Genomic DNA, 10991 nt, shown 5'->3' on the forward strand with positions numbered 1-10991 from the left:
TCTTCGGCCTGGTCGCCGACGTCGCGCAGTTCTTCAACCTGGTGCTGCTGGTCGCCGTCATGTCGGCCATCGGGGTGACGCTCACCATGCCGGGTATTGCCGGTATCGTGCTGACGCTCGGCATGGCGATCGACGCCAACGTGCTCATCTGCGAACGCATCCGCGAGGAACTGCGCAACGGCTCGTCGCCGCTCGCCTCGATCCGCACGGGTTACGACAAGGCGTGGGCCACGATTCTCGATGCGAACGTGACCCACCTGCTGGCCGCGCTCGGCCTGATGACCATGGGCTCGGGTCCGATCAAGGGCTTCGGCGTCACGCTGTTCATCGGTATCCTCACCTCGATGTTCACCTCGGTGACCGTCACTCATGCCATCACGGCGCTGATCCACGGCGGCCGCAAGCTCAAGACCCTGTCGGTCTGAGGGGACATACGCCATGGAAATCTTCAACCACAACGCCAATTTCAACTTCCTCGGCCTGCGTCGCTTCTCCATCGGCCTGGCGGTCCTACTCATGGTCGCCTCGGTGGTGCTGATCGTCGGCAAGGGCTTCAACTACGGCCAGGACTTCGTTGGCGGCGTCGCCGTCAACGTGGCCTACCAGAACCCGGTCGACACGAACGACGTGCGCCAGGCGCTGACCAAGGCTGGCCTCGAGAATCCGCTGGTTCAGGCCGTGGGCGGCACCCGTGAAGTCGCGGTGCGCCTGCAGCCGAAGGACGACCACGGTTCCTCGGGCCTCACCGGCGACGAAGCCGCGACCAAGGTGTCCAACGACATCATGGCGGCCCTGAAGTCGGTCCGTCCGGATGCCACGATGAAGCAAAAGTCCTTCGTCGGCCCGCAGGTCGGCGCGGAACTTCGCACCGACGGTATCTACGCGGTGATCTTCGTCATCGTCGGCATCATGGGTTACCTGTGGATCCGCTTCGAAAAGCGCTTCGCCATCGCGGCGCTCGCGACCGAGGTGCACGACGTGCTGGTGACCCTGGGCATCTTCGCGCTGACCCAGCGCGAGTTCGACCTGACGGTGCTTGCGTCGGTCCTGGCGGTGGTCGGTTACTCGATCAACGACAAGGTGGTTGTGTTCGACCGCGTCCGCGAACTGTTCCGCTCCAGCCGCAACGCCACGCCGGAAGAGGTGCTGAACCGTTCGATCAACAGCACGCTGTCGCGAACCATCATCACCTCGCTGTTCACCGGCATCACCATGGCGGCGCTGTTCTTCTTCGGCGGCCCGGTCCTCCATGGCTTCGCCATCACCATGCTCATCGGCATCCTGGTGGGTACGCTGTCCTCGATCTTCGTGGCCAGCCCCATCCTCCTGTGGCTGGGCGTGTCCAAGCAGGACCTGATGCCGCGTGCGAAGGAAGACCCGGAGCTGGAGCGCCGCCCGTAAGCGTTGCGGTACCCCGGAATGGAAAAACCCGCCGGAAGGCGGGTTTTTCTTTGCGCATGTACGTCCCGGCCCTGGGATCAGAATTCTTTGCTGTCCTCGTTGGCGCCTTCCGCATCGTTCGCAAGCGTGACGACGACGTACGCGGAGCCCACGAGCGAACAGCAGAGCCAGGCGTAGACCATCTGGATCGCGGTTTTCGGAATGGCGGCCGCGACGCGCGGTGCCAGAGCCAGGCCGACGATGCCAGCCACCGCAAGTACGGTGGCTACGGTCCACGCAAGGCCGCGCGACGGCGCCGTGGTGGTGATGACGTTCATGATGATGCTGCCCTTTTCCCCTGTTTCACGACCTTCGTGAATGCTTTGTGAGGTCGCTTGGTGTAGGAAATACCCTACAAAAATAAGACAGGCAAGTGCCGGAATGCTGAACGGATTCCTTGACAGGGTAAGGACTTGCATGCAAGAACGCCCCCAAGCCCCGGCGTACACTCAGATTTGCGGTTGCGGCATGCGCCGTCACACCGTTTCACCGCGCATAAACGCGCCCTCCAAAACGCCGCTACGGCTGGCCCTACCGACCTATCCAGACATGGCAGAACGCGAGTTCATCAACTTCACCCTCCGCAGCGCCGCCACCCGTGAAGGGTCGCGCTACACCGCGCTGATCTCTTCACATCCTGCCGATGGCAGCTATCCCAGCTACTTCGCCGTGTACGAAAACCGCAGCTTCCGCGACGAGGCGAGCGCGGCCGCGGCTGCCGAAAAGGCCCTCGGTCTCGTTATCGGGGTGGAAGACGACGGCGCACCGGTATTCGCCGAGGGCGAAACCGGGTTCGACGACGACAAGGCGTCCGAAGCCGAAGCTGACTGACGGACCCGAAGCGCGCTGATATCAGGCCACCAGCGCTGCCTGGACCGCGCCGAGCAGCGAGCGGCGGTCGTACGGCTTGGCAAGGAAGGGTGCGAGGTCGCCAAGCCGGTCGGCCGCGTGCAGGGCGTCGCCCGAGACCACGACGCAGCGCACCGGGTTGCCCGACTCCCGCAGGCGCCTGACCAGGTCGATGCCGTCCATCTGCCCGGGCATGTTCACGTCCGTAAGGATGAGCCCCACTTCGGGGTGGCCGGCGAGGACCAGCAGGGCCTCTTCGGCGTTCATCGCGGTAAGCACCGGGTAGCCAGCCGACTCGAGCACGAAGCTGGTGATGTCGAGCACGTTGCGGTCATCCTCGACGATCAGGACCGGCGCGGCGGTTGGGGTCACGATTGGGTCCTTCATGGGCGCGACTCTCGCCCCTTCGCCGTGGTAGCCGCGTGACAGATTCGCCTTGACAGGAGGCGGCCGTGCGGCGCGTCATAAGGGTGTACAGCGCCATCCGACGGGCCAGGGGTAGCGGCGATGAGTGAAGGGGAGGGGCGGTACCGGCAGTTCGTCGAGTCATCCGCCGATTGCATGAAGGAACTCGACCGTGACGGCGTCATTCGGTTCGTCGCGGGGCTGGGTTGCATGTCGCTCGCTCCCGACGGGGCCGAGCGGCTCGTGGGCGTCCGCTGGCTCGACCTGTGGCCCGCCGAGGCGCGCGACATGGTGGCGCGGGTCCTGGATCGCGCCGCCGCCGGCGAGCGGGTCGATTTCGTCAGCCCCCGCCGCACCGCGCATGGCTCGTCGCGCTGGTGGGAGGTGATGGTGGCGCCGGTCGTGGCCGACGATACCCTGGATCACTTCATCGTCATCAGCCGGGACGTCACCGAGCGGATCGAGCTCCAGGCGGCCCTCGAGTCGATCAACGAACTGCTCCAGGAGCGCCTGAACGAGTCCGTGGCACGCTCGGCGAGCGCGACCACCCAGTACGGCACCCTGATGGAGCGCTTCGAGCACGAGCACTATGCGCGGCGCGATGCCGAGATGCGGCTATCCAGCCTGAGCGAGCAGCTCGAGATGGCCGGGCGCGCCCGTGAGCTGGCCGAGGCATCGGCCCACCAGGCGCAGAAACAGCAGGCCGTGGGCCAGCTGGTCAGCGGCATCGCCCACGACTTCAACAACATGCTGCAGACCGTGATCGTGAGCCTCTCCGGGCTCCAGGACGAAGCCGACGACCTGACCGCCCACCAGCGGCGCATGCTCACCTATGCCGTCGAAGGTGCCAGGCATGCCACGGCACTGACCCGCCGCCTGCTGGCCTTCGCCCGCAACCAGCCTTCGCGGCCCGAGCCGATCGACCTGGGCGACCTGGTCGAGAGCTTCGCCGACTTCGCGCGCCACGGCATGGGTGGGCGGGTCGGCATCGAGGTGCTGCGCCAGCCGGGAGCACTGCCCATCTGGGTGGACCGCCACGGCGTCGAACAGGCCCTGATGAACGTCTGCCTCAACGCCCGCGATGCCATGGGCAACATGGGCACGATCGTGTTGCAGGTGGGCGACCGCCTCCTCGAGGACGCCATGGCGGACAGCCTGCGTGAGCGCCTGCCCGCGCGCCAGGTATTCGTGTGCGTCGCCGATACCGGCGGTGGCATGTCGGATGAAGTCAGGGAGCGGCTGTTCGAGCCGTACTTCACGACCAAGCAGGGCGGATCCGGCCTTGGCCTGGCCCAGGTCTACGGCACCGTGGCGCAGGCCGGCGGTGGCGTGGAGATCGAAAGCGACGCCGGTATCGGTACGCGTATTCGGCTCGTTTTTCCGCGCTATGCGGGAGCGCTTACCGGCGCTGCGTGATTCGTGTAGAAAGCGTGACGGGATCCCTCAACTTCGCGCCCCAGCGGCCGATAAGCCATCCGACTGGGAGGAAGTAGAAGTCATGCTCGTCATTATTGGTGCCATCGTCGTCCTGGTCTCGGTGCTGGGTGGATACGTGCTTTCGCACGGCTCCATCGCCGCGCTGTGGCAGCCGTATGAATTGCTGATCATCTTTGGCGGCGCCATCGGTGCGTTCGTCAGCGCGAACTCCATGGAGCTCGTGAAGAACGCCGCGCGCGACGCCATGGGCCTGCTCAAGGGCCCGAAGTACAAGAAACAGGATTACGTGGACCTGCTGTCGCTCCTGTACGACATCTTCGTGAAGATGCGTAAGGACGGCCAGCTGGCCATGGAAGAACACATCGAGAACCCGGAGAACAGCTCGCTGTTCACGGCCTATCCGCGCCTGGTCGCGGAACACCACCTCGTCGATTTCATCACCGACTGCCTGCGCCTCATCGTGGGCGGCAGCATGGATCCGCACGAGCTCGAATCGCTGCTCGACGTGGAGCTGGAAACGCATCACCACGAAGCCACGGCACCCGCCATGGCGGTGCAGAAGATGGCGGACGCGCTCCCGGGCTTCGGCATCGTGGCCGCGGTGCTTGGCATCGTGATCACCATGAAATCCATCGATGGCGACGCCGCGGTGATCGGTGAGCACATCGCGGGCGCGCTGGTCGGTACCTTCCTGGGCATCCTGCTCTCGTACGGTTTTATCGGCCCGCTCGCCGCGGCGATGGAAGCGCGCGCCCATGCCGACGGCAAGGCGTTCGAGTGCGTGAAAGTCGCCCTGCTGGCCAACCTGCGCGGTTACAACCCGATGGTGGCCGTGGAATTCGCGCGCAAGTCGCTCACCTCGTCCAGCCGCCCGACCTTCCAGGACCTGGAAGGCCACCTGAAGGCTGCCCGGTAAGCCGCGATGACCGAGCTCAAGCAAGTCATCATCGTCCGCCGGAAGAAGAAGGGTGGCCACGGCCACCACGGCGGCGCGTGGAAGGTGGCGTACGCCGACTTCGTCACGGCGATGATGGCGTTCTTCCTGGTCATGTGGCTCGTTGGCGCCGGCACCAAGCAGCAGCGCGCGGCCATCTCCGAATACTTCAAGAACCCGAGCATGACCCAGGGGCAGTCGACCATGGCGCCCTCGGGCAAGATGGGTCCGGGCGGTGCCAGCACCAGCATGATCAAGCTGGGCGGCGCGATGGATCTGCCGAAGGGCCCGGGCGACCAGGAGAAGTTCGCCAAGCCGGCGACGTCGGCCGACGCGGAGAAGATCGCGAAGGAGCAGGAAAAGAAGCGGCTCGAGCAGCTGATGAAAGACCTGCAGCAGGCGATCGCGCAGAGCCAGGCGATGGCGCCGTACAAGGACCAGCTGCTGATCGACATCACCTCGGAAGGCCTGCGCATCCAGATCGTCGACAAGCAGAACCGCCCGATGTTCGACACGGGCAGCGGTGCGCTCAAGCCGTATACGGTGCAGATCCTCCACGAGCTCGCCGGCTTCATCAACCAGGTGCCGAACCAGATCAGCATCTCGGGCCATACCGACAGCGCGCCGTACATCCGCGCCGACAGCCAGTATGGCAACTGGGAGCTCTCGGCCGATCGTGCGAACGCGGCCCGCCGCACGCTGACCGATGGTGGCATGCAACCCGACAAGGTGGCGCGCGTCGTCGGGCTCGCGGCGTCCGTACCGTTCGACAAGAACGATCCGGCGTCGGCGATCAATCGCCGTATCAGCATCGTCGTGATGACCCACGATGCCGCCAAGGCGGCGCTGTCCGAAGCGACGGCGATGGCGGGGCAGGCGAACTGAGCCTGCCGCGCTGACACCGTTTTGTCACCCGGAAATGGAATTCACTTGAAACCGTCACGATACCCCGGTAGTTTCAGAGACTCCCAGGGGGGAGAAACACGGTGGAAAATCACAGCAAGTTCAGGGTCGTTGCCCGCGCGGTAAAGCACCATGATGCAGCGGGTGAGCAGGTTTACCGGTCGAGCTTTCGTATCCTCGACCATATAGGCGAAGAGATCGACGCCGGTACCGGCACCATCGATTTCACCGACGTCACCAGTGCGTATAACGAGGCCTTCGCCCTGGGGCGCGAACGCCTCCGCGAAATCGCCTCCGAAACCATCCAGTAAAAGCATCCCGGTAGGAGCTCACCCTGTGAGCGACGCCTTTCGCGCTAACGCCGCAGGTCCTGTGGCTTCTTCGCGAACGGCGTCGCCCACAGGGTGGGCTCCTACGCGATAGCCAACGAAGCGACAAAGCCCTTGTGGGAGCGCGCTTGCGCGCGATACCCAACGAAGCGAAGAAGCCGTCGCTTACTCGACCTCAGCCCGCAGCTGCTCCAGCTGCGCCGGATTCCCCACGTTCCGCCAGAACCCGTCGTAACGCTCGCCCGACAACCGCCCTTGGGCGATCGCGCGCCGATACATCGGGGCGAGCTTAAACTTCCCGGCCGCCTCGCCCGCGACGATCTCCGGTCGGTAAACGCCGACATTGCCGAAGGTCAGCCGCTCGGCGCCTTCTGGCGCATCCTCGTCGTAGAGCTTGCCACCCAGCAGCGCGAAATCGCCGGCCGGATGGAAATCGGGATTAGGCACCATCACAAGATGGGCGACGCCCTCCGGCTGCAGCGGCAACGCGGCGTAATCGATGTCGCTCCAGATATCCGCGCTGACCACGATGAACGGATCGCTCCCCAGCAAGGGCAGCGCCTTCAGCATGCCGCCGCCGGTTTCCAGTGGCGTCGGCCCTTCATACGAGTAACGCAGGCGTACACCCCAGCGTGAGCCATCACCGAGCGCGTCGGGAAACTGATCGGCGAGATGCGAGGTGTTGATCGCGATGTAGTTGACGCCGGCCGCGGCAAGCTTCTCGATGTGGTGCACGATGAGCGGCTTGCCATGCACCTCGAGCAAGGGCTTTGGCGTGGTGTCCGTCAACGGCCGCATGCGCTCGCCAAGGCCCGCGGCCAGGATCAGCGCATGTCTCATGCCTGCACCGGCACGCGGATATCACGGTTGCCGATCTTCTCGACGATCAGGTCGGCAAGCGGCGCCACATCCGCGTGGCGGCGCGCGATGTCCAGTACGTACTTGAGCACGCGAGGCAGGTCGTTCAGATAACCGGCCTTCCCATCGCGATAGTAAAGACGGCAGAACAAGCCGAGGATCTTCAGGTGGCGCTGCAGGCTGGCCATGTCGAACCAGCGGCGGAAGCGGTCGGTATCCACGGTTTCATCGAGCAGGCGCGCGTCGAGCAGGCGCAGGCGGTATGCCTCCACCCAGCCCTCGACACGCTCGTTGTCCCACACCACGTACGCATCGCGCAGGAGCGACGCGAGATCGTAGGTAATCGGGCCGGACATGGCGCCCTGGAAATCGATCACGCCCGGCGGGCGGTCATGCGTGATGAGCAGGTTGCGGCTGTGGTAATCGCGGTGCATGAAGGCGCGCGGCTGTTCGGCGAGCGCGTGCAGGATCGCGCCGAATGCGCTTTCGACCACATCCCACTGTTCGCATTCCACGAACACGCCCAGGTGCTTCTGCAGGAACCACGTCGGCATGATCTCCATTTCCATGACCTGCCATTCGCGGTTGAACGCGGGCAGGCCCGTGGTATCGACATGCATCTGCATGCGCAGCAGGGCGTCCAGCGCATCGCCGTACAGGGCATCGGCCGTGGCGTCCGTGAGCTCTGGGAGGTAGGTGCGCGTGCCCAGGTCTTCGATCAGCAGGAAACCTTGCCCGAGGTCCGCGACCATCACCGTCGGTGTGTGCAGGCCCGCGTCGTGCAGGCGCTTGCCGATCGCCACCCACGGCGCCGGATCCTCTTTCTCCGGCGGCGAATCCATGATGATGACCGGCTGGTCATCCACGTAGCCGCGCCAGTAACTGCGGAAGCTGGCGTCCGCCGACGCGGGCTCGAGTGCCAGGTCGGCCTGGCCGGTGGCGTGGCGGGCCCAGGCGAGGCGGGCGGTGGCACGGTCGTCGGTAGCGGTCATACGGGTGTTCAACTGGGTGGATCGAGCCAGCTTAGAGGGTTTGCCGGGCGCTGTCATAGCACCAGCGCGGTGCTATGCCTTGCGGCACGTTGTTGGGCGACCCGGCCTATGGTTATCTGTGCCATCGGGGTAGCGAAGGGGTAGTGGCATGGGGAGCGAAAACCCGCCCGCGTCGATGAGCCGGCGCGACCTGTTGCGAATGATCGGCGTCGCCGGCGGCAGCGCGTTGATGTACCAGGCGATGACCAACCTGGGCTTCGCCGCGGAATCCACCTACCGCAGGCCACCTCCCTTGCAGGGCACGGGCAAGGGCAGTGTGCTGATCCTCGGGGCAGGGCTTGCCGGCCTTGTCGCCGCCTTCGAGCTCGGCAAGGCCGGCTACAAGGTGCAGATCCTCGAATACAACGGGCGCGCCGGCGGACGTAACTGGACACTGCGCGGCGGCGACACCTACACCGAGCTGGGTGGCCACACGCAGACCTGCCGCTTCGACAAGGGCCTGTATTTCAACCCTGGCCCCTGGCGTATCCCGTACCACCACACGGGCGTCCTCGATTACTGCCATCAGTTCGGGATACAGCTCGAGCCGTTCGTGCAGGTGAACCACAACGCGTACATGCACAACCCGGAGGCGTTCGGTGGCAAGCCGCTGCGTCTTCGCGAAGTCCAGTCGGACTGGCATGGCGGCATCGCGGAACTGCTGGCCAAGGCGTCGGGCAAGGGCGCCCTCGATGAGATCGTGACGAAGGAAGATCGCGAGATCCTCCTCGAATCGCTGCGCCAGTTCGGTGGCCTTGACAGCCAGTTCCGCTACGTGGCCGGGCATGACAGCAGTGAGCACCGTGGTTACGCCAAGGAACCGGGTGGTGGCCCTGACGGCAAGCCCGGGTTCTCCCAGCCGGTGGGCATTTCCGAGTTGCTGAAGTCCGGACTCTGGAAACAACTGGGGATGAGCGCGCTGTACGAATACCAGACGACGCTGCTGCAACCCGTGGGTGGCATGGATGCGATCGGCAAGGCCTTTGTCCGCGAGATCGGCCCCCAGGTCATCCGCTATAACAGCAAGGTCACCGGTATCGCCCAGGACGCCGGCGGCGTCACGGTGACCTACGAAGACACGGGCAAGCCGGGGAAGCCGTTGCAGGCGAAGGCCGACTGGTGCGTGTGCACGATCCCGCTATCGATCCTCAGCCAGATCCCGATCCAGGTGTCCGCCGAGAAGGTCGCCGCGATCTCCGCCGTGCCCTACATGGCCTCGGCCAAGGTGGGCCTGCAGTTTAAACGGCGTTTCTGGGAAGAGGATGACCGCATCTATGGCGGCGTAAGCACCTCGACGACACCCATCGGCATGATCGCCTACCCAAGCCACGGCATCGGCTCGAAGAAGGGCGTGCTGCTCGGTGCGTACGCGTTCTTCGCCGAGGCCTACGAGTTCACCTCGCTGGATCCGGCCACCCGCATCGCGAAGGCACTGGACTACGGGAGCATGCTCCACCCGCAGTACAAGCAGGAGTTCGAAAGCGGCATGGCCGTGGCGTGGCATCGCGTGCCATCGACGCTGGGCTGCTTCGGCTGGTGGACCGACCAGGCCCGCGAACAGCACTACGCTAACCTCTGTTCGCTCGATGGCCGGATCGTGCTTGCCGGCGAGCACGCCTCGTACCTTCCCGCGTGGCAGGAGGGGGCGATCCTTTCCTCGCTGGCGGCGATCGACCAGCTGCACCGGAAGGCGGTCGCTGGGGGTGCGGCATGAGCGCGCGCTTGTTCTCGGCAGCATGGCTGCTTGTCGCTATGTCCAGCTCCGTTCACGCCCAGGCGAATGACCCGGCGTTTCTGCAGGCAAAGGACGCGGCACACATCACCGGCGGGCAGATCTTCACCCACATCTGCCAGGGCTGCCACATGCCCGACGCCAAAGGCGCGGCGGGCGCGGGACATTACCCTGCACTGGCGTCGAATCCCAAGCTCGCGTCCAGCGCGTACCCCGCGGTGATGGTCATGAATGGCCGTGGCGGCATGCCTCCATTCTGGATGCTGCTCAACGACCAGCAGGTCGCCGACGTGGTCAACTATGTGCGCACGCATTTTGGTAACCACTACACCGACGCGCTCACCGCCGAGCAGGTCAAGGCTTTCCGTCCGCCCCCGCCGAAACCCGAGGATTCCCGATGAAGACGTTCCGCCACGCGCTCGCCCTAGCTGCCGCCGCCGGCTGCCTGCTCGCCGCCCCCGCCTTCGCCGCCGATGTGGTGCGCCACAAGATTCCGAACAGCACGTTCCCCATTGCTGCTGCCGTGGAAGTGCCCGCAGGGAAGACCCTGGTGTTCCTGAGTGGCGTGGTACCCCCGGTGGCCGATGCGAGCGCCGCGAAGGACTCGCCGCAGGCGTACGGCGATACGAAGACGCAGACCGTCGGCGTCCTCACCTCGATCGGCAAGCAGCTCAAGGGCATGGGCTTGTCGATGGGTGACGTGGTGAAGATGCAGGTCTTCCTGGTGGGCGATCCGGCGAAGGGTGGGAAGATGGATTTCGCCGGCTTCATGGCCGGCTACACGCAGTTCTTTGGTACCGCCCAGCAGCCGAACCTGCCGTCGCGCAGCGCCATGCAGGTCGCGGCGCTGGCCAGCCCGAATTTCCTGGTCGAGATTGAAGTCACCGCCGTCAGGCCGTAACCCGCACCCAAGAAAAACCCGGCTTGCACACCGGGTCGAGAAAGGTCTCGCAAGAAGGGGAGATGTGCCGGGGGGGGGGTGGGCCGGGCGGCCCGGGTGGGCGTACAGGTCGTAGCGCACCGCGAAAGGGTAGTAGAGCGGGTGGCTGTTCGCATTGGCCAGGAGATTGGTC

General features: G+C 65.2%; 13 protein-coding genes and 1 pseudogene. 10 read left to right on the forward strand and 4 right to left on the reverse strand.

Annotated elements, in window-relative coordinates; genetic code table 11:
• Together ACTHLF_RS08000 and secF are read left to right on the forward strand one after the other, a co-directional pair.
• Positions 1–425, forward strand: a 425-nt coding sequence (locus ACTHLF_RS08000; protein ID WP_440326393.1) for an efflux RND transporter permease subunit, incomplete at its 5' end; no start/stop codon positions are given.
• Positions 426–438: 13 nt separating this feature from the next.
• Positions 439–1401 (forward strand): protein translocase subunit SecF, encoded by a 963-nt coding sequence (gene secF, locus ACTHLF_RS08005; RefSeq protein WP_440326394.1) that lies wholly within the window; start codon positions 439–441, stop codon positions 1399–1401.
• Between the two features lie 77 nt (positions 1402–1478).
• Here secF and ACTHLF_RS08010 read toward each other — a convergent pair whose 3' ends face one another.
• The gene (locus tag ACTHLF_RS08010) at positions 1479–1859 is read right to left on the reverse strand and encodes a hypothetical protein (protein ID WP_440326396.1); all 381 of its coding nucleotides are present in this window, start codon (positions 1857–1859) and stop codon (positions 1479–1481) included.
• Between the two features lie 49 nt (positions 1860–1908).
• Between ACTHLF_RS08010 and ACTHLF_RS08015 the strand changes: the two genes are divergently transcribed.
• Entirely contained in the window at positions 1909–2271 is a 363-nt protein-coding gene (locus tag ACTHLF_RS08015; RefSeq protein WP_440326397.1) for a hypothetical protein, read from the forward strand.
• A 21-nt stretch (positions 2272–2292) separates the two neighbouring features.
• Here ACTHLF_RS08015 and ACTHLF_RS08020 read toward each other — a convergent pair whose 3' ends face one another.
• Positions 2293–2661 carry a response regulator gene (locus ACTHLF_RS08020; RefSeq protein WP_440326399.1) on the reverse strand — a complete coding sequence of 123 codons (369 nt, stop codon included), beginning with the start codon at positions 2659–2661 and terminating at the stop codon, positions 2293–2295.
• 135 nt (positions 2662–2796) lie between these two features.
• Between ACTHLF_RS08020 and ACTHLF_RS08025 the strand changes: the two genes are divergently transcribed.
• The 4 genes and pseudogenes from ACTHLF_RS08025 (at position 2797) to ACTHLF_RS08040 (ending at position 6279) form a co-directional block, all read left to right on the forward strand.
• Entirely contained in the window at positions 2797–4110 is a 1314-nt protein-coding gene (locus ACTHLF_RS08025; RefSeq protein ID WP_440326400.1) for an ATP-binding protein, read from the forward strand.
• A gap of 82 nt (positions 4111–4192) precedes the next feature.
• A complete protein-coding gene (gene motA / locus ACTHLF_RS08030; protein WP_440326401.1) occupies positions 4193–5047 on the forward strand; it encodes a flagellar motor stator protein MotA in 855 nt (284 codons plus the stop codon).
• A gap of 6 nt (positions 5048–5053) precedes the next feature.
• Positions 5054–5923, forward strand: a pseudogene (motB, locus tag ACTHLF_RS08035) (flagellar motor protein MotB); the annotation flags it as partial.
• Positions 5924–6051: 128 nt separating this feature from the next.
• Positions 6052–6279, forward strand: coding sequence for a hypothetical protein (locus ACTHLF_RS08040; protein ID WP_440326403.1), 228 nt, complete (start codon positions 6052–6054; stop codon positions 6277–6279).
• Positions 6280–6462: 183 nt separating this feature from the next.
• On the opposite strand, the gene murU is transcribed toward ACTHLF_RS08040, so the two are convergent.
• A complete protein-coding gene (gene murU / locus ACTHLF_RS08045; RefSeq protein ID WP_440326404.1) occupies positions 6463–7137 on the reverse strand; it encodes an N-acetylmuramate alpha-1-phosphate uridylyltransferase MurU in 675 nt (224 codons plus the stop codon).
• Positions 7134–8147 (reverse strand): aminoglycoside phosphotransferase family protein, encoded by a 1014-nt coding sequence (locus ACTHLF_RS08050; RefSeq protein ID WP_440326405.1) that lies wholly within the window; start codon positions 8145–8147, stop codon positions 7134–7136. Before ACTHLF_RS08050 ends, murU begins: the two co-directional genes overlap by 4 nt.
• Positions 8148–8322: 175 nt before the next feature.
• Between ACTHLF_RS08050 and ACTHLF_RS08055 the strand changes: the two genes are divergently transcribed.
• From ACTHLF_RS08055 to ACTHLF_RS08065, 3 genes are read left to right on the forward strand one after another with little or no spacing between them, the layout of a single operon-like run.
• Positions 8323–9900: an FAD-dependent oxidoreductase gene (locus ACTHLF_RS08055; protein WP_440326411.1), complete on the forward strand. Its 1578-nt coding sequence runs from the start codon at positions 8323–8325 to the stop codon at positions 9898–9900.
• Complete coding sequence (locus ACTHLF_RS08060) at positions 9897–10319, forward strand: c-type cytochrome (RefSeq protein WP_440326407.1); 423 nt, start codon at positions 9897–9899, stop codon at positions 10317–10319. The genes ACTHLF_RS08055 and ACTHLF_RS08060 overlap by 4 nt, the downstream gene beginning before the upstream one ends.
• On the forward strand, positions 10316–10819 hold the full coding sequence (locus tag ACTHLF_RS08065; protein WP_440326409.1) for a RidA family protein: 504 nt from the start codon (positions 10316–10318) through the stop codon (positions 10817–10819). Before ACTHLF_RS08060 ends, ACTHLF_RS08065 begins: the two co-directional genes overlap by 4 nt.
• Positions 10820–10991 lie beyond the last annotated feature (172 nt).

Source organism: Luteibacter sp. (assembly GCF_051958795.1).
Classification (GTDB): Bacteria; Pseudomonadota; Gammaproteobacteria; order Xanthomonadales; family Rhodanobacteraceae; genus Luteibacter.